This window comes from Jannaschia pohangensis (assembly GCF_900113875.1).
In the GTDB taxonomy this organism is placed as follows: domain Bacteria; phylum Pseudomonadota; class Alphaproteobacteria; order Rhodobacterales; family Rhodobacteraceae; genus Jannaschia; species Jannaschia pohangensis.
This window is the reverse complement of the sequence record NZ_FORA01000003.1, coordinates 304746-324050: the sequence shown is the minus strand read 5'-3', so window position 1 is coordinate 324050 and position 19305 is coordinate 304746. Positions and strand designations below refer to the sequence as shown.

Annotated in this window: 9 protein-coding genes; 4 read left to right on the top strand and 5 right to left on the bottom strand. The window is 65.2% G+C overall.

Annotated features, from left to right (window positions below; translation table 11 throughout):
- Nucleotides 1-60: 60 nt before the first annotated feature.
- Genes BM002_RS19140 through BM002_RS12645 form a run of 3 tightly spaced genes read right to left on the bottom strand, consistent with a single transcriptional unit; the run spans nucleotide 61 to nucleotide 4731 of the window.
- Entirely contained in the window at nucleotides 61-747 is a 687-nt protein-coding gene (locus BM002_RS19140) for a hypothetical protein (protein ID WP_139212367.1), read from the bottom strand.
- The gene (locus tag BM002_RS12650) at nucleotides 744-3506 is read right to left on the bottom strand and encodes a [protein-PII] uridylyltransferase (RefSeq protein WP_092781549.1); all 2763 of its coding nucleotides are present in this window, start codon (nucleotides 3504-3506) and stop codon (nucleotides 744-746) included. Before BM002_RS12650 ends, BM002_RS19140 begins: the two co-directional genes overlap by 4 nt.
- Nucleotides 3507-3537: 31 nt before the next feature.
- Entirely contained in the window at nucleotides 3538-4731 is a 1194-nt protein-coding gene (locus tag BM002_RS12645; RefSeq protein ID WP_092781546.1) for a penicillin-binding protein activator, read from the bottom strand.
- A 102-nt stretch (nucleotides 4732-4833) separates the two neighbouring features.
- On the opposite strand from BM002_RS12645, the gene rsmI reads away from it, so the two are divergent.
- The 3 genes from rsmI (at nucleotide 4834) to gshB (ending at nucleotide 7087) form a co-directional block, all read left to right on the top strand.
- The gene (gene rsmI / locus BM002_RS12640) at nucleotides 4834-5688 is read left to right on the top strand and encodes a 16S rRNA (cytidine(1402)-2'-O)-methyltransferase (protein WP_092781543.1); all 855 of its coding nucleotides are present in this window, start codon (nucleotides 4834-4836) and stop codon (nucleotides 5686-5688) included.
- Nucleotides 5685-6038, top strand: coding sequence for a YraN family protein (locus BM002_RS12635; RefSeq protein WP_092781540.1), 354 nt, complete (start codon nucleotides 5685-5687; stop codon nucleotides 6036-6038). Before rsmI ends, BM002_RS12635 begins: the two co-directional genes overlap by 4 nt.
- Before the next feature lie 95 nt (nucleotides 6039-6133).
- The gene (gshB, locus tag BM002_RS12630; RefSeq protein ID WP_092781537.1) at nucleotides 6134-7087 is read left to right on the top strand and encodes a glutathione synthase; all 954 of its coding nucleotides are present in this window, start codon (nucleotides 6134-6136) and stop codon (nucleotides 7085-7087) included.
- On the opposite strand, the gene BM002_RS12625 is transcribed toward gshB, so the two are convergent.
- Together BM002_RS12625 and BM002_RS12620 are read right to left on the bottom strand one after the other, a co-directional pair.
- Entirely contained in the window at nucleotides 7084-8595 is a 1512-nt protein-coding gene (locus BM002_RS12625) for a YifB family Mg chelatase-like AAA ATPase (protein ID WP_092781534.1), read from the bottom strand. The genes gshB and BM002_RS12625 overlap by 4 nt on opposite strands.
- Before the next feature lie 206 nt (nucleotides 8596-8801).
- On the bottom strand, nucleotides 8802-17450 hold the full coding sequence (locus BM002_RS12620; RefSeq protein WP_092781529.1) for an Ig-like domain-containing protein: 8649 nt from the start codon (nucleotides 17448-17450) through the stop codon (nucleotides 8802-8804).
- Nucleotides 17451-18020: 570 nt separating this feature from the next.
- Between BM002_RS12620 and BM002_RS12615 the strand changes: the two genes are divergently transcribed.
- The gene (locus tag BM002_RS12615; protein WP_342707327.1) at nucleotides 18021-19178 is read left to right on the top strand and encodes an acyltransferase family protein; all 1158 of its coding nucleotides are present in this window, start codon (nucleotides 18021-18023) and stop codon (nucleotides 19176-19178) included.
- The last annotated feature ends 127 nt before the right edge of the window (nucleotides 19179-19305 follow it).

Sequence of the window (19305 nt, the reverse complement as noted above, 5' to 3'; positions counted from 1 at the left end):
CGTTTGGCGTCCGGGCGTTCGGCCCGGCCTGCGCGTCAGTGGTCCGTCCGGTCCCGCGCGTCAATGTCGTGTCACCACATCGCAGCGTCTCAGCCCCCACCCCCGGGTCAGCTTGGCGGCATTCAGCGCACCCGCCACCCGGTCGGTCAGGAACAGCGCCCCACTCAGGCGATCATCCAACCACATCTCTGCCCCGCCCTCCGCCGGCGGCACGACGACAAGCGGCTCCATCGTGCTGGAAACATAAACCATATGAATGTCCTGCCCATCCGGCGTCCTGTCGACAGGTCTTGGTCCGAGATTGGGGGACTCATCCATCAGGACTTCACGGCGGCAGGACAGAACCTGCATGACATAGAGGTCGGCCCCGTCCCAAAGCGGCTTCGTGCGCGCGGCGTTCAGGACTTCGATCCGGTGAAACCGGAGGGGACCGGGATCGAGTTCTTCCAGAAGAGCCCGCGTTTCACCTGTGACGACCATTCGACTAAAAAGCAGCATGAACGGCTGTGGACCGGCAGGTGTCTTTAGGCCCGTACAAAGCGCAAACCGGGTGCCCAGCTGTGCAGGCTCCACTGGTTGACCAGACCGATAGGCCAAAAAGTTCGCCTTATTTGCAATGGCAAACTGTCGTTTCTCCTCCGACGACATCGATTCCAGATCTTCGTCATGCCATCCGATCGGCCAAATAGGCTTGGGCGAGCGTGTACTCACGCTGCTGCTGGCGAACCAGACGTCGGCCACGGTCATGCCCCCGCGCGTTCCGCCGCGCGGCTGACGGCGGCGCGAAGCTTGGTGTCGAGCGCGTCCTGCTTGGCTTTGGACCAGAGCTTAAGCCCGAACAGGTCCTTGACATAGAAGGTATCGACCACCTGTGCGCCATAGGTCGCGATGACGGCCTGTGCGATGTAGACATTCGACTGCGCCAACGTCTGCGTCAGGTCGAAGAGCAGGCCAGGACGGTCGCGGGTGTCGACTTCGATAATCGTGTAGATTTCCGAGCCTTCGTTGTCGAAGCTGATGTTCGTGGGCACCTCGAAACGCCGCTCGCGCTTCTTGATTTCCTGACCTTCCAGCGCGTCGCGGGTGACGACTTCACCGCGCAATGTCTTTTCGATCATGTTGCGCAGGCGCGGCAGGCGCGACGGCTCATAGGGGTGCCCGTCCCCGTCCTGAAGCCAGAAGACCGAAGTCGCGAAGCCATCCTTGGAGGTATAGGTCCGCGCGTCGACGATATTGGCCCCCACAAGGCTGAGCGCACCCGCCAGCCGGGCGAAGATGCCGGGATGATCCTGACAGGCCATGATGACGCGGGTGGCGTCGCGGTCCTCGTCTGCCTCCAGCTCCATGCGAACCTCGCCGCCCCCCAGATCCTTGAGCAGATGGGCGAACCGCACCTGTGCCGCCGTCGGGATTCCCTGCCAATAGGGGCCGTAGTGGCGACCGATCTCGGCGCGGCGCGCGCCTTCGGTCCAATCGGGCAGCGCCTCGCGGAACAGCTTCTTGGCCTTGGCCTCGCGGGTGTCCCGGTTGACGTCCTCCAGACCGTTCTGCAGCGCATCCGCCGTCGCCCTATGCAACGCGCGGATCATCTGCGCCTTCCAGTTGTTCCAGATGTTTGGCCCCACCCCCCGGATGTCGCAGACCGTCACGACCGTCAGCAGATCCAGCCGCTCGCGCGTCTTCACCGCCTTTGCGAAACCGCGCACGGTGCGGGGGTCGGCAATATCGCGCTTCTGGGCCATGTCCGACATCAGAAGGTGATGGCGGACCAGCCATTCGACGGTCTCCACCTCCTTGGGTTTCAACCCCAGGCGGGGTGCCACGGTCCGCGCGATCCGGGCCCCCAGGACGGAGTGATCCTCGGGGCGGCCCTTCCCGATGTCATGCAGCAGCAGCGCCACATAGAGCACCCTGCGGTTCACGCCCTGGGCCAGGATGTCCGAACACAGTGGCAGGCTTTCGATCAGCTCGCCCCGCTCGATTTGCGCCAGATTGGAGATCACCTGGATGATATGCTCGTCGACGGTATAGGAATGGTAGAGGTTGAACTGCATCATCGCGACGATAGGCGCGAACTCCGGGATGAAGGCCGACAGCATCTCCAGCTCGTTCATCCGCCGCAGGGCGCGTTCGGGGTTTCCATGCTTCAGAAGCAGCCCGAGGAACAACTTGGCCGCCTCCGGATCCTCGCGCATGTCACGGTCCACCAGGTGCCGGTTCGCCGCCAGCAGGCGCATCGCATGGGGATGCAGCAGCAGCCCGGTGCGCAACGCCTCCTCGAAGATGCCCAGAAGGTTCAGCGGGGTGCCCAGGAACGCCGCCTCGTCGGCCACGTCCAGACGCCCCTGCCGCTCGATATATGGCTCGCGGACCTTGCGGCGACGCTTGAACAGACCGAGAAGCCCCGGTTCCTGCTTGGTGTTGTCCGCCTCGAGCGCGACCAGAAGGATGCGCGTCAATTCCCCCACACGGGTCGCATGCCGGAAATAGGCCTGCATGAAATGCTCGACCGCCCGCCGTCCGCCACTGTCGCGATAGCCCATTCGTTCGGCCACCTCGACCTGCATGTCGAAGGTCAGCATGTCCGCCGCGCGGCCCGTGGCCAGATGCAGGTGACACCGAACGCACCACAGGAATCGCTCCGCCGCCTCGAAGGCCTCGAATTCCTCGGCCTCGAAGACGCCCAGTTTCAGAAGGTCGGCGGCGGAATGGCTCCGATAGCGATACTTGGCGATCCAATAGAGCGTTTGCAGGTCGCGCAGGCCGCCCTTCGCCTCCTTGACGTTCGGCTCCAGGATATAGCGCTGGCCGCCCTGCTTGTGGTGCCGGTCGGCCCGTTCCTTGAGCTTCGCTTCGATGAAATCGGGCACCGTCTTGCGGAACAGGTCGGACCAGAGTTTGTCGCCAAGTTTGCGGCCCAGACCCGCGTCGCCGCAGATGAGCCGACGCTCCAGCAGGGCGGTGCGGATCGTGTAGTCATCCGCCGCATAACGCATGCAATCGGAAATGCTGCGCGTGGCATGGCCGACCTTCAGCTTCAGATCCCACAGGATATAGAGCATCGTTTCGACCACGCTCTCGACCCAAGGGGTGACCTTCCAAGGGGTCAGGAACAACAGGTCCACATCGGAATGGGGGGCCATCTCCCCGCGTCCATAGCCGCCCACACCCAGAACGGCGAAATGCTCGCCTTCGGTCGGGTTCGGGCAGGGATGCAGCAGGCGCGTCGCCACCATCCAGGCGCATTGCACCAGGCGGTCGGTGAGGAAGGCATAGGAATGGGTGACCCGCCGGGCGCGGGTCGGGTCGGCCTCAAACCCTTCGCGGATTGCCGCGCGACCGGATGTCTGCGCCCCGGACAAGACGGCGACCGCGGCGCGCCGCACCGCCATCGGATCGGACAGGGGCAGATCGCGCACGGCCCCTTCGAGCGCCGCCAAAGTGGCGACGCCATCGAAAATGTCGTCCGCCGATGCGATCAGCGTTTCGGCCGGCGCATCGCTCAGGTCGCTGTGGGGAAAAAGGGGCGCGAGGGTTTTAGGACCCGGCGCCGCCGAAGCTCTTGGGGGCAGGGCTGACCACCTGTATCTGTCGATTCACGATCTGTGCGACGGCCAACGCCCGATCAACGGTGCCGTCGCCGCGCAGTCGGAATACCCCGCCCGTTCCGGCAAAGCCAGCGCTGCTTGTCAGAGACGTCCGGCCAACGGTGCCGCCCCGGCGGGAAATGGCGCCGATGGCCGCCATGCCGTCATAGGCGAGGTTGGCCAGGGGATGCGGCTCGCTCCCATAGGCGCCGACGTAGCGGCTGCGGAACTGGGCCAGTGGACCGGGGTCCGGAAGTGCGAAATAGCCGCCCTGAAGACCCGGCTGTTGCAGCGTCTCGGCGGGAATATCCCACCGGGTCAGACCCAGAAAACGGAATGCATCGCCCGTGATCCCGCTCTCACTGAGCAATTGCGCCATGACCGGCAGGTCACCCGTGGGCGTGCCGGTCAGGAAGATGGCGTTCGAACTGGTGGAGCGCGCCTGCGACACGATCCCGGGAACGGCGGCAGAGATGCCCGCCTGGCTGAACTCATAAGGCACGCTGCCGGTGATCTGAGCGCCCGATCCGGCGGCGGCGGACACCACCGCAGCATTGGCGATCTGGCCGTTGGCGTCGCTGGAATGGGTCACGAGAACGCGGTTGCGTCCCTGGCTGGCGGCATAGCGCAGCACGCGGCGGGCCGTATTCTCGAAGGTGTTGCCCAGAACCCAGACGTTGCCGCCCGCGATCGAGGTGTTGTTGGAAAAGCTGAGAACCGGAACGCCCGAGCCGGAAACCGCAACACCCGCCGCCGCCGCATTGTCTGCGTAGAGCGGGCCGAGGATGACCTGCGCGCCCTCGGCCACGGCGCGCGAGGCCGCGGCACTGGCGCCGCCGGGGGTGCCTTGCGTCGGATAGACGGTCAGCGTGACGACGCCCTGTCCAAGGTCGGCCGCGGCAAGGCGCGCCGCATTCTCGAGGCTGCGCGCCAGGGTCGCATCGGTGGCCTGCGCCGATCCGAGCGGCACCAGAAGGGCCACCTTGGTCGGGCCGGAGCCGCCCCGTCCGTCGCCGCCCGAGCCACCGCCCGGAAGCGCCACGTTACAGGCCGCAAGCGCAACGGACGTGGCCACGATCGTCATGGCCTTGCGGGCCGGGCGCGCGAATGAAACGAGGGTGGCGCAGAGGCTGCGAATGGACATGGCTGAGAACTCTCCCGGACTTGGGCCAATGGGCCCGAAATTTGGGGTGAAACTAGTCTGCGCATCGGTCAGAGTAAACGACCGAAGAAGAGGGGTCGCGAAATGGCAGACATCGGCAGGATCGAACCTGGGCTCCATCTGGTAGCGGTTCCCATCGGCACGGCCCGGGACATCACGTTGCGCGCCCTCGACATCCTGGCGGGGGCCGATGTTCTGGCGGCCGAAGACACCCGGTCGCTGCGGCGGCTGATGGACATTCACGGCATCGCCCTGGGTCAACGCCCGCTTGTTCCCTATCATGACCACAACGGCGCTGCCGCCCGGCCTCGCCTGCTGGCCGCGCTGCGCGATGGCAAGTCGGTCGCCTATATGTCCGAGGCGGGCACGCCGCTGGTCGCGGACCCGGGGTTTCATCTGGGGGTCGAGGCGCGGGCGGCGGGCCTGACGGTGCGCGCGGCCCCCGGGGCCAGCGCGGTGCTGGCCGCGCTCTGCGTCGCGGGCCTGCCGACGGATCGCTTCTTCTTTGCCGGTTTCCTGCCGCCCAAACCCGCTGCCCGCCGGACCGAACTTGCCGCGCTGGCGGCCGTGCCGGGGACGCTGGTCCTCTACGAATCGCCCAAGCGGCTGGCCGCGATGCTGGCCGATGCCGCTGAGCTTCTGGGCCCGCGCGAGGCGGCAGTGTGCCGCGAGCTGACCAAGAAATTCGAGGAGGTCCGGCGGGGGACGTTGGAGGCGCTGGCGGCCGCCTACGCAGACGATACGCCCAAGGGCGAAATCGTCGTCCTCATCGACCGCTCGGCCCGGCAGGCCGCTGACGAAGATACCATCCGCGCCGCCCTGACCCAGGCGATGGAGGCCGACTCCCTAAAATCCGCGGTAAAATTCGTTTCCGAAACCTACGACCTGCCGCGTAAGCAGGTCTATGAAATGGCCCTTGCGATGAAAGACGGTGGATGAGCGGATCGATGTCCTATCACGCGGGTCTTGCCGCCGAGGATGCCGTTGCCCGGCACTATGTGCGGCTTGGCCATCGGGTGATCGCCCGACGCTGGCGCGGCATGGGCGGCGAAATCGACGTCATCGTCCAGTCGGGCGATGACACCGTTTTCGTCGAAGTGAAGCAAAGCGATACCCATGCCGCCGCCGCCACTCGCGTCAGCCCGCGACAGATCGGTCGCCTTTTCGATTGCGCCGGTGAGTTCATGGGCACGCTTCCGGACGGAATGAATGCGTCCGTCCGTTTCGACGTGGCGCTTGTCGACGGGACGGGCCGGATCGAGGTTCTGGAAAACGCGCTCATGACCTGATCGCCGGTGGCAAGGGGGTTCCGCATCTGCGCACATTGCCCCGGTCACCCGGTTGCGGCATGCAGGTCGGACGCATGTCCTGCCGAGGAGTCACCATGGCCGCTTCCAAATCCCTTCGCGTCGGTTTCCAGATGGACCCCGTCGAAGCCATCAACATCGACGGCGACAGCAGCTTTCGCATCGGGCTGGAGGCACAGGCGCGGGGCCATTCGCTGGTCTACTGGACGCCGGACAAGCTGGCCTATGTCGAAGGCCGGGTCGTGGCACGGGGCCAGGCGATGGAGCTGCGCCGCGAGAAGGGCAATCACGTCACCCTTGGCGCGATGCAGGACATCGATCTCGCCGACCTCGACGTTGTCTGGCTGCGTCAGGATCCGCCCTTCGACATGGGCTACATCACGACCACGCATATCCTCGACATGATCCACCCGAAGACCCTCGTGGTGAACGACCCGACCTGGGTCCGGTCCTGGCCCGAAAAGCTGATGGTCCTCGATTTTCCGGACCTGACGCCGCCAACGGCCATCGCTCGCGACTTGGGCACCTTGAAGGCGTTCAAGGCCCGCCACGGCGATGTCATCCTGAAGCCGCTCTATGGAAACGGCGGGGCCGGTGTGTTCCGCCTGACGCCCGAAGACCGGAACCTGAATTCGTTGCATGAACTGTTCTCGGCCATCAACCGCGAGCCGCTCATCATGCAGAAATTCCTGCCCGCCGTATCCGCCGGCGACAAGCGCGTGATCCTGATCGATGGAGAGCCCGTGGGCGCGATCAACCGTGTCCCTGCCGAGGGCGAGACGCGGTCGAACATGCACGTCGGAGGCCGACCCGAAAAGGTCGCGCTGACCGACAGGGACCGCGAAATCTGCGCGCGGATCGGGCCGCGCCTGCGGGATGCGGGCCAGATCTTCGTCGGTATCGACGTGATCGGCGACTGGCTGACCGAGATCAATGTGACCTCGCCCACAGGTTTGCAGGAGCTGGAGCGGTTCGACGGCACCAACGCGAGCGCACTGATCTGGGAAGCGATCGAGGCGCGGCGGGCTTAGCCGGCAGGTGTGACCAGCCGGTAGGCCAGGGCCTCGGCGATATGGGGCCGCCGCACCGCGTCGGACCCCTCCAGGTCGGCGATGGTGCGCGCGACCTTGAGGACGCGGTGATAGCCACGCGCCGTCAGACGGAATTTCTCGGTCGCCCGCAGCAGGATGTCTTCGCCTTCCGCATCGGTGGCCGCGACCTCGTGCAGGTAGTCGCCGCTGACGTCGGCATTGACGGTGATGTCGGGTCGATCGGCATAGCGTTTGGCCTGCACCTCCCGCGCTTTCGCCACGCGCTCGGCGACGGCAGCGGAGGAGTCACCCGACGCCTCCCGCGTCAGGTCCTTCACTTCGACGGCGGGCACTTCCAGCCGCAGATCGAAGCGATCCATGAGCGGGCCCGACACCTTGCCCAGGTATTCCGCCCCGCAATTGGGTGCCCGCGAACAGGCCTGTGCCGGATCGAAGAGCATCCCGCAGCGACAGGGGTTGGCCGCCGCCACGAGCAAGAACCGGCAGGGATAGCGGACATGGGCATTGGCCCGGGCGATGGTCACCTCGCCGGTCTCGATGGGTTGGCGCAGGGTTTCCAGAACGGCGCGGGGAAACTCGGGGAATTCATCCATGAAGAGCACGCCGTTATGCGCCAGGCTTATCTGACCCGGCCCCGCCCGCTTGCCGCCGCCGACGATGGCGGCCACCGACGCGGTGTGATGCGGTTCCTGGAACGGGCGGCGGTGCAGTATGCCGCCTTCCTCCAACGTGCCCGCCAGAGAATGGATCATCGAGGTTTCGAGCGATTCCATGGCCGTAAGCGGCGGCATCAGGCCGGGCAGGCGCGCGGCCAGCATCGATTTTCCCGCCCCGGGTGGCCCGAGCAGGAACAGGTGGTGACGCCCCGCGGCCGCGATTTCCATGGCTCGCTTGGCCTTTTCCTGCCCGCGCACGTCGCGCAGGCACAGACCGCCTTCGGGGGCCGCCACCCGGCCAGCCCGCGCTTCGGTCAGGGGGCGGTTGCCGGTCAGATGGTCCATCAACTCCTTGAGGGTCGCTGCGGCATAGACGGACGCCGCCCCGACCCAGGCCGCTTCGGGGCCGCAGGCTTCGGGGCAGAGGAGGTCGGCGTCGAGGCTGGCCGCCGTCATCGCCGCGGGCAGGGCACCCGCCACCGCGACCAGCCCGCCGTCCAGCGACATCTCTCCCAGGCTGACGACCCGCGCGACGGCACTGGCCGGGACCAGTTCGAGCGCGGCCAGAAGCGACAGCGCAATCGGCAGATCGAAATGCGCGCCTTCCTTGGGCAGGTCGGCAGGCGAGAGGTTGACGGTCACCTTCTTGGACGGCAGCGCGATGCCCAGTTCCGACAGGGCGGTGCGGATCCGGTCCTTCGCCTCGGACACCGCCTTGTCCGGCAAGCCCACGATGGAGAAGCCGGGCAACCCCGGCGAGACGGCGCATTGCACATCGACGGGCCGTGCCTCCAACCCTTCGAAGGCAACTGTGATCGTCCGTGCCAGCATCTCTGAATCGCCCGTCTCATCCCCGTGAAATGGTTAACGATCCAGGGGGTTCCGCTCGCCGGGCCCAAGGCCCGCGATCCGGTGAATCGCCGTTCGCCATCCTTGCCCGATGCAGGGGGAAATGAAAATGGAAAGGGCGGGGCCCTTCGGGGCGCCCCGCGCGGTCGACGGCCCGACGGGCGACCCGGGGGGCCGCCCGCCCGTGGTCACCCGATGCTGATCGGGTCGTCGAAGGTGACGGCCGAGACGTCGGTGATCCCTTCGAGGATGACGAGGTCGCGGTCGCTGTTCAGGAGGATCCGCAGATCGCCGTCCTGCACCGTGATCCGCAGAACGTCGTCGGAACTGATCCCGCGCAGGACTTCGCCCGCCTCGTAGTCTTCAATGAAGAGCACGTCGCGCGACCCGTTCACCAGAAGCGCCGAGAGATCGAAGGTGTCGATGCCGCCGCCGCCGCTGACCCGGTCATAAAGGCCGCCGAAGAAGACGAACACATCCGCATCTTCGGTGCCCGACAGGTCGTTGGCGACGCCGGGCACATCGCTGATTGCCCCATCGTCGAAGTTGACCAGGGCCACATCGTTAACCCCGTTGAGGAAGATGACGTCGCCATCCTGCACCAGATCAAGGCGCAGGCCATCTGCCGTCTGGGTGATCGCCGCCACTTCGCTTTCCGACAGACCCTCCAGCAGTTCACCGATCTCATAGTCGTTGATCGTCAGGCTGTCGGCGGTGCCGTTGGTCTGCAGAGCCGAGACGCCGAAGACATCGGTGCCGCCAAGGGCGTCGATGGTGTCGCCGATGCCGCCCGCGATCTCGAAGATGTCGGCGTCTTCGGTGCCGGTCAGAGCATCGGCCTGCCCCCCGACGTCGGTGATCACGGCGGTATCGAAGGTGATCTGCGAGATGTCTGTGATCCCCTCGAAGATGATGACATCGCGGTCGCCGTTCAGCAGAAGACGCAACTCTCCGTTGCGCACGGTGACCCGCAGCACGTCGTCGACCGTGATCCCGGTGATGACTTCGCCTTCCTCGTAATCGGTGATCCGGGTCACGTCCCGCACTCCGTTCGTCAGGAGCGCGCCCAGATCGAAGCTATCATTGCCCGCGCCGCCGGTGACCCGGTCGATCACGCCACCCAGGATGACGAAGCTGTCGTCGCCCGCCGTGCCGGTGACGATATCGCCCTGACCCGCCACATCGGTGATGACGCCGCCGCCGCCCTCGAAGACATCCGAAACCGTGATCTCGATGTCCTGGCTCACGGTGACGAAGCCGTCGGAAACCTCGACGGTCACGACATAGACGTTGTCGCCATCCGCATCGCCCGGCATCTCGAAATCGGGGGCCGCGACGAAGGTGATGTTGCCGCTGGCGTCGATGCTCAGCAGCGCGCTGTCGTCGCCGGAGAGACCGTAGGTCAGCGCCGCGTTCGCGTCCGCGTCGGTGGCGAGCACCTGCCCCACATCCGTCGTGTTTTCGGCCAGCGTGAAGGCGGCGGCGGAGCCGATCACCGGCGCATCGTTCTCGCCCGTGATGGTCACCGTCACCTGCCCCTGGTCGGTCAGGACGCCGTCGGTGATGACATAGGTGAAGGTCTCGGTCGTGGTCTCGCCTTCGGCAAGGGCGCTGAACTGGCCATTCGGGTCATAGTCGAAGGTGCCGTCCCCATTGTCGACCAATGTTCCCAGCAGCCCGGTGTCATCGAAGGACACGACGGTGACGGGCGTGCCGTCGGGGTCGCTGTCGTTGCCCAGAACGGTGACGTTCGTCAGCGTGCCGGTTTCGGTGACAGAGACGGCATCGTCACCCGCCACGGGTGCGCGGTTGCCCGAAGCCTCGACGGTGATGGTCAGGGTGCCGGTGTCGACGGCCCCCGCGTCATCAATGATGTCGTAGCTGATCGTCACCTCGCCCACGAAGCCTGCGGTCGGCGTGAACTCGACCTGCCCGTTGGCCAGGACCGTGGCACTTCCCGCACCGGCGGTCGTGACGGAAGCGCCGATGACCGTCGGCGCGCCGCCGTCCACATCGGTGTCGTTGGCGGCGACATCGACCGTGATCGGTGTGTCGAAGGCCGTGGTTGCGGTGTCGGCGACGGCGACGGGGGCATCATTGACGCCGTCCACCCGGAAGGTGGCCGTGCCGATGTCGGTGCCGCCCTGGCCGTCCGAAACGGTGTAGGTCAGCGTGACCACCGGGCTGGATTCACCTTCAGCCAGCGCCTCGAACGCGCCGTTCGGGTCGAATGTCCCGGTGCCGTCGGCCGAGATCGTCAGGATCCCGCCACCCGGCAGCGTGACGGGGGTGTCGAAGGGGATCGGCGCGCCGGTTGCGTCGCGGACTTCGGTCAGGGTCAGCGTGTCGTCATCGCTGTCGCTGTCATTGCCCAGAAGGTCGACGGTCACCGCGGCTTCTTCGGTGGCCACGATGCTGTCGTCTCCGGCCGCCGGGGCGGCGTCGTCATTCTCAATCATATGGGTGGCGGTATTTTCGGTGATCGCATGGTCGGCGCGGTCCAGTCCGGTGATGGTGACCGTGATGGTCTCATCGGGCTCCAGCAATGTGTCGCCGTTGACAGTGACCGTGAAGGTCGCCTCCGAGGCACCCGCCGGAATGGTGACCGAGGTCGGAACGCCGCTGGCGTCCGCGCCATCGGCGGTGCCGCTCCGGGCCAGATCGACCGTGACGGCCTGACTGGTGTCGCCAGTGCGCGTGACGGTGAAGGTGACGCTGGTGGTGCCGCTGTCGCCTTCGGGGGCGTCCGGGTCGGCCGAGATCGAGACCTGGGCTGCCGCCGCCTCGTTCACATCCGTCACGGTGACGGTCATGTCGCGGGTGACGGTTTCCGCGCCATCGCTGACCGAGACCTGGACGTCATAGGCGTTGTCGCCGTCAGCATCGGTCGGGATCTCGAAGTCCGGCGCATCGACGAAGCGCAGCTCGCCGCTCGAGGCATCCACCTCGAAGAGCGCGGCATCGGCCCCGCCCGATATGGCGAAGGTAATTTCGTCGGTCGCATCGGGGTCATCCCCCGTCAGCGTGGTCACGGCGGTCGTGTTCTCGAGCACGCTTGGCGTCGCATCGAAGCCGGTGAAGACCGGGCCATCGTTGGTGCCGGTGACGGTCACGGTGACCGTCTCGACCGAGGATGTCGCGCCCTGGGCATCGGTCGCCTGGATTTCGACCGTGACCTCGCGGGTCTGGCCCGCAGCAAGATCCTGGAAGTCGGTGCCTGGATCGAAGGTGAGCGTCGTTCCCGTGATCGTGGCGGTGCCTTCGCCGGGCTGCGTGACGACCGCATAGCTGAGGGTCGCGCCATCGTCTTCGTTGTCGGCATCATCGCCCAATGCGGACAGGTCCACATTGACCGAGGGTCCGTCCTCAACCGCCGCTGCCGTCGTCCCGACGAGGGTCGGCCCGTCGTTCGCACCGGTGACGGTCACGGTGACGGTCTCGACCGAGGACACGGCACCCTGGGCGTCGGTGGCCTGGATCTCGACGGTGACCTCGCGGGTTTCGCCTTCGTTCAGGTCCTGGAAATCGGTGCCCGGATCGAAGGTGAGCGTCGTTCCCGTGATCGTGGCGGTGCCTTCGCCGGGCTGCGTGACGAGCGTATAGCTGAGGGTGGAGCCATCGTCTTCGTTGTCGGCATCATCGCCCAATGCGGACAGGTCCACATCGACCGAGGGTCCGTCCTCAACCGCCGCTGCCGTCGTCCCGACGAGGGTCGGCCCATCGTTGGTGCCGGTGACGGTCACGGTGACGGTCTCGACCGAGGACACGGCGCCCTGGGCGTCGGTAGCCTGGATTTCGACGGTAACCTCGCGGGTTTCGCCTTCGTTCAGGTCTTGGAAGTCGGTGCCCGGATCGAAGGTGAGCGTCGTTCCCGTGATCGAGGCGGTGCCTTCGGACGGATCGGTCACCACGGCATAGCTGAGGGTGGAGCCATCGTCCTCATTGTCGGCATCATCGCCGAGGACGGACAGGTCCACGTCGACCGTGGGGCCGTCCTCAACCGCCGCAGCGAGCGCGCCGGTCAGGGTGGGCCCGTCGTTCGTGCCGGTGACGGTGATCGTGGCGGTGCCGCCGGTGGTCACGGCGCCGAAGGCATCCTGCACATCGAAGGTGACGGTGATCTCGCGGGTCTCGCCCACGTTCAGGTCCTGGAAGCTGGCGTCGCCCGCATCGACGGTCAGCGTCGCGCCCTCGACCGTGACGCCGGCCGGCAGGGTGCCGAGGTTGACGACCGACAGGACGTCCTGATCGTCCACATCGGAGGCCTGCGACAGCAGGTCGAGGATCAGCGTCGCGCCATCTTCGGTCGCCGCTCCGGTGACGTCGCCCGCGATGACCGGGGCGTCGTTGACGGCGGTGACGGTGATGTCGACCGCGCCTTCGTCGGTGTCGCCGGTCAGGGTGCTCTCGACGGTATAGGTGAAGCTCTCGACCGCCGATTGGCCGAGCAGTTCGCTCAGCGCCTGAATGCCCGAGGCGGCGGTGCCGTCATAGGTGAAGGAGCCGTCGGATTGCACCGTCAGGGTCGCGCCCGAGGCAAAGCTCGCCGTCTCGCCCACGGAATAGGTCACGCCCTCGACAGTGAAGTCGATGACGATCAGGTTGGTATTGCCGAGCGACGCCTGGGCGTCGATCTCGATATCGGTGAAGCCGAAGGGGGCATTGCTGTCGAGGACGTTGCCCGCCTGGGTCTGATCCTCGGTGATGGTCCAGCTTTCGTCGAGGGCATAGACCCCGTCCTCCAGGATCACGTCCGAGATGTCGAAGTCGGAAATATCGAGGCCGACCAGCACCATGGAGCCGCCCGAGGTGAACGTCAGGACGGTATTGCCGTTGCCGTCATCCGAGGCCGTCAGGAAGGCCAGGATGGCCGCGTCGCGCGACAGCCCGCGCAGGTCCACCCTGTCTGCGCCATCGGCGAAATCGGTGATGGTGTCGTCGCCGTTGGCGACGCTGGCCACGATGGTGTCGTTGCCGGTTCCGGTCGTGATCGTGTCATCGCCACCCAGACCGTCGATGATATTGTTGGCGGCCGCGTTGGTCCCGCTGATGCCGGTCAGGTCATCGGCAAAGTCTGAGCCGGTCAGATTCTCGAACCGCGTGATGATGTCGCCCTCGGCAAATCCGCCCGACGCCGTGTTTGCGCCGATGTCGACGGTCACCCCGGCGTCGGAGCCCGCATAGGACAGCGTGTCCTGCAACCCAAAGCCGCCATCGAGGTTGTCGACCCCGGACGATGCGATGACGCGCACATTGAGGTTGCTCACAAAATTGTCGAATTCCACGGTCTGATCGCCCGTCCGGGTGATGCCCGACAGATCGACCGTCATTTCGAACGGGTCGGCAGAGGTGCCGCCGTTGTTGGTGCTGATGTAGATATTCTCGTTTTCACCCAAGGTCAGATTGCCGAAATCGGCCGTGTTCGTCCCGTCCGCGATCAACCGCAGGCTGGCATCCGCGAACGAGCCGGTCCGCGTGTCGAGGATCGTGAGGGCGCCCAGGTCGGCAATTTCATCGGCGTCGATACGAAGGGTGCCCGCGGTAGTGATCGTGGTGCTTTCGATGCCCTCGAAATCGGTGCCATCGAACGTCCCGGCAGCCAGGTTGAGCTGGTCGTCGCCGCCGCCGCCATCGATGGTGCCGTCGCGCAGCGTGACGCTCGAGAAGGTCAGCGTATCGTCGCCCAGACCCCCGGTAACAGTCGATCCGTCGCCCTGAACGCTGATGACAGAGATTTCGTCGTTGCCGTCGCCGCCATCGATGTCTGTCGCGACAAAGGCCCCGTCTGAGGAGAAGGCTGTGGACTGGCTGATGGTATCGTTGCCTGCGCCGCCCGATATGATGCCCGCGGTATTGATGCCGATCAGCGAGTCGTCGCCTGCACCGCCGTCAAGTGTCGCAAAGCCGGACGTCGCGCGCAGCGTGTCGTTGCCCGCGCCGCCCGACAGATCGTCTTGGCCGCCGTTGCCGGTGATGCTGTCCTCGCCTGCGGTGCCGACGACGGTCTCGTTGGCGATCCCGCCCGTGTAGCTGAGCAGGGAGTTCACGACGCCCCGGGTGATGCCCGAGAAGTCGACGGTCACATCCTGCCCGACGGTCTGGCCCAGCTGGGTGATCTGCACGCGGATTTCGTCGCCGATCTCGGAGACGCCGCCGGTTCCGACGGTGATCGGTCCGGTCAGGCCCGCGTAGTTCAGCGTGAGATTGGCGTCAAAACTGGTGCTGCCGACGGTCGCGATTGTGTTGGTGAACGTGAGCGCGCCCAGATCGTCCAGTTCATCCGCGTCGATGCGGTTGGTGGAGCCCCCCGTGATGACGGTCCGTTCGATCCCCTCGAAATCGGCACCATCGAGAGTGCTTCCATTCAGGTTCAGCAGATCGTCGCCGTCGCCACCATCAATGATGCCGTCGACAACAGTCGCGAAGGTGATCGCGATCGTATCGTCGCCCAGACCCCCGGCAATTGTCGATCCGACCCCCTGGGTGCTGCTGACGTTGATTTCGTCATTGCCATCGCCGCCGTCGATATCCACCGCGATAACGGCGCCGCTTTCGGAACGGCCCGTAGATTGGGTGATGGTGTCATTGCCCGCCCCTCCCGACAGAACGCCGGATGAGCCGCTGGCCAACAGGACGTCGTCGCCCGCGCCGCCGTCGAGCGTGGACACGCCGCTGGCGCTGCGCAGCGTATCATTACCCTCTCCGCCCGAGATGTCGTCTTGGCCGCCGCCGCCGGAAAGGCTGTCGTCGCCTGCGCTGCCGATAATGGTCTCATTGGCGAGCCCGCCGTTGTAGCCGAGGAAGGAGTTCACCACGCCCCGGGTGATGGCGGAAAAATCAAGGGTGACGTCCTGACCCGCCGTCTGGCCGATTTGCGTGATCTGCACGCGCAGTTCATCGCCGATTTCCGCAACGCCGCCGGTGCCCACAGCGATGGGGCCGGTCAGCCCCGCATAGTTCAGTTGGATATTGGCATCGTTGTTGGTGTTGCCAGGGGTCGCGAAAGTATCGGTGAAGGTGATGTCGCCCAGATCGTCCAGTTCATCCGCGTCGATCCGCAGGAAGCTCTGGCTGGTGAGTGTCGTGCTCTCGATCCCTTCGAAGTCGACGCCATCGAAGGTGCTGTTGCTCAGGATCAACTGATCGTTGCCTGCGCCGCCGTCGATGGTTCCGTCGCGCATCGTGGCGCTGTTGAAGGACAGCGTGTCATCCCCCAGACCGCCGGTCACGGTGGAGCCGTCGCCCTGAATGCTGCTCACGGTGATGTCGTCGTTGCCGTCGCCGCCGTCGACTTCGGTCGCGACATAGGTGCCGCTTTCGAGCCGGCCCGTGGACTGGCTGATCGTATCGTTGCCCGCCCCACCAAGAAGCCGTCCCGACGACGTTGTCGCGACCAGCGAGTCGTCGCCCGCACCGCCGTCGAGCGTGGCCAGTCCGTTCCCCGCACGCAACGTGTCATTGCCCGCGCCGCCCGACAGGTCGTCCTGACCGCTGCCGCCCGACAGACTGTCGTCGCCTGCGCTGCCGATGATCGTCTCGTTGGCGACCCCGCCGTTGTAGCCCAGGAAGGAGTTCACCGTTCCCCGGGTGACGGCCGAAAAGTCGAGGGTGACATCCTGGCCGGCGGTCTGTCCGATCTGAGAGATGAGCACGCGGAGTTCGTCACCCACGGCGGTGACCCCGCCGGTTCCCACGATGATCGGCCCGGTCAGACCCGCAAAGTTCAGCTGTACGTTGGCGTCGTTGTTCAGGCTGCCACTGCCGAAGACATCGGTAAAGCTGATGGTGCCCAGATCGACCAGCTCATCCGCGTCGATGCGAATGGTGGCCGACGTCGTGACGGTCGTGCTCTCGATCCCCTCGAAGTCGGTCCCTTCGTTGAAGGAATTGCTGATTAGCAGGACATCGGTTCCGTCGCCGCCGTCCACAAAGCCGTCGCGCAGCGTCCCGCCGTTCAGGGTGATCGTATCGTCGCCCAGACCCCCCGTGACCGTGGTGCCATCTCCCTGGCTGCCGATGACCGATATGGCATCATTGCCGTCGCCGCCGTCGATGTCGGTCGCGATGAAACCGCCGCTTTCGAAACGGCTCTGCGACTGGAAGATGATGTCGTTGCCTGCCCCGCCCGAAAGGACGCCCGACGTTCCGCTGGCGACAAGGGAATCGTCGCCCGCACCGCCGTCGAGGGTGGAATTGCCACCCGTGGAGCGCAGCGTATCGTTGCCCGCGCCGCCAGACAGGTCGTCATCGCCGTTGTTGCCCACGATGCTATCGTCGCCCGCAGTGCCGGTGATCGTCTCACTTGCATTGCCGCCGACATAGCTGAAGAACGAATTGACCGTGCCCCGCACAACGCCCGAAAAGTCGATGGTGACGGCCTGGCCGAGGGTCTGCCCACCCTGCGTGACGAGCACATTGATATTGTCGCCGATAACACCGAAACCCGACGCGTCGACGGTGATCGCGGGTCCCGCATTGGTATAATCCAGCGACAGCCGGTTGTCGGCTAGCGTCGGCGCCGTCGGGAAAAAGTCGCCAAAGGTAATCGCACCCAGATCGCCCAGTTCGGCCGCATCGATGTTCACGGTGCTGGAGCCGGTGAATTCAGTCGCCTCGATGCCCTCGATATCGACGCCGATCAGATTGGCCGAGTTGAGCAGCAGCGTATCGAAGCCCCCCTGACCATCGATCAGGCCCGCCGTGGTCCCGGGCAGGTTGAACGTGACAAAGAAGAGGTCGATGGTGTCATCCCCGGCCGTGGTCGGGTTGGATGTCGCCCCGCTGATCTGGGTGATACCACCAATGATTTCACGATCGTCACGGGTCAGGTCGGCCATGGTACTCTCCGGAGAAATGGTAAAAAATGTAGGCAACTTTGGTTAACCTTCCCTAACCCTAGGTCAAAATAAAGCCACAATTTGCCAAAGAACCTGTTCACAAGGGGTTACCCCCTCGGCGGAGGGGGGCCGTTTTCCGCGTTCCCGAACAATCTGCTGGACCTTCGCCTTCTGTTCCCATTCTCCAACCGAATCAGTTGGCGATCCGGGAACGGCGTCGTCGATGGTCGCCCGGTTGAGGGGCCGTTCTCTGGATGCGCCAGTCCGCCGGATCCCTGTCTTAGACCCGGTCCGCACGCGCCCACCCGAATTCTGGGGGCGGCTCTGCAGGGGCCGGAACCGCGACACACGTTGTCTGGCTGACACGAGATCTGTGGAAGGCGTTCCGATCTGTGCGCGCGCCGACCGCACAGCGAAATCAGGCCGCCGGTCAGGCTTCCCGGTCATTGCCGACCCAAAGCTTGTGAAAAACGTGCCGAGACGGACGCCCCCACATCGCTTGTCGGCGAAAGGCCGATAGTGGCAGTGTAATGCCATGACCGATGCGATCCTCATCCGAAAGCCAGGGACCTGACCGAGATATCCGTTTCCGCCGCCCGGGCTCCCGAGCCGACTGAGCGCCGCGACGGCGTCCTGGGGATCGATCTGCTCCGTCTGTTCGCGGCCATTGCGGTCATGGTGTTTCACCTTGGCTTCAAATCTTTTTCCGACCCTGGCAGCGAGGTTCTGGCCCTGACGGGACAGGAGCCGGGCTGGCCGGGTGGGTGGCCCTGGACCTGGTGGGGATGGGTCGGGGTGCAGATCTTCTTTGTCATCTCGGGACTGGTGATCGGCTTTTCGGCCATGTCGGCGCGGGCAACGGCGGGCCGCTTCCTCCGCAAGCGGATCCTGCGTCTCGTGCCTGCGGTCCTGATCGCGGCCTGCGTTGCGCTGGCAGTCGAGATCACGATATTCGGCACACCTGTAACGCAGGCCGGCATCGCCTGGATCCGGACCGTCCTGTTCTTCCCGACAGGCCCCTGGATCATGGGGCAATTCTGGACCTTGGGGATCGAAGTCTTCTTTTATGCTCTGGTCTTGATCTTCATCGTCGTGAAGCGCACCGCGCTTTTGCCGATGGTCGGGCTGGCGCTGATCTTGCTCTGCGGTCTCTATTGGGTTGTGCGGAGCCTGGGGGACGGGAGCGATCCCCTGGGTTTTGGCCGGGGTACGCAGCTTATTCTGCTTCAGCATGGGATCTATTTCGGCATCGGCATCCTGTTGTCGGACACTGCGCGAAGGGGTTGGCAGTGGTGGCACGGTGTGGGCATCGCGCTTGGCTGCGCCATAGCCGGGGTACAGATCCGCCAGGCGGCCGACGGGGAGGCCGGGGCGGCTGGTCTTGCAGGACTTTGGCCGATAGCCTTCGGGTTCTTTCTGCTGGCCATCGGCCTTGTGATTGTCGCGCTGCACTGGAACGACCGGATTGTTGCGCGTCTCGGGGCGTCGGCTGGCACAGTTCGGATGGCCGGTTTGATGACGTATCCGCTCTATCTGCTCCACAACCACACCGGAAAACCGACCATGGCCTGGGCCATTGACCTTGGGGCGGGCCCGGTTCTTGCAACCGGATTGGCCATGGCGGTGACGGTCCTGGTGTCCCTCTGGGTGGCAGCCCGGCTGGAACCGGCGCTTCGCACAAGGATGGATGCGGCCTGGGACAAATTGGCGTCGAAACGCTCCGTCTGAGACGGTTTCGTGACGTCACTGTTGATCAGACCCTGAACATTTTCGAGAAATCCGAAAATCAGTGCCGAATTAAGGCTAAATTAGTCATTTTCGACCAATTGTGCGCTGCATATTGCCATCAAGAGTT

Coding starts and splice junctions, on each gene's coding strand:
- BM002_RS19140 (WP_139212367.1), bottom strand. CDS start 747: ATGACCGTGGCCGACGTCTGGTTCGCCAGCAGCAGCGTGAGTACACGC.
- BM002_RS12645 (WP_092781546.1), bottom strand. CDS start 4,731: ATGTCCATTCGCAGCCTCTGCGCCACCCTCGTTTCATTCGCGCGCCCG.
- rsmI (WP_092781543.1), top strand. CDS start 4,834: ATGGCAGACATCGGCAGGATCGAACCTGGGCTCCATCTGGTAGCGGTT.
- BM002_RS12635 (WP_092781540.1), top strand. CDS start 5,685: ATGAGCGGATCGATGTCCTATCACGCGGGTCTTGCCGCCGAGGATGCC.
- gshB (WP_092781537.1), top strand. CDS start 6,134: ATGGCCGCTTCCAAATCCCTTCGCGTCGGTTTCCAGATGGACCCCGTC.
- BM002_RS12625 (WP_092781534.1), bottom strand. CDS start 8,595: ATGCTGGCACGGACGATCACAGTTGCCTTCGAAGGGTTGGAGGCACGG.
- BM002_RS12620 (WP_092781529.1), bottom strand. CDS start 17,450: ATGGCCGACCTGACCCGTGACGATCGTGAAATCATTGGTGGTATCACC.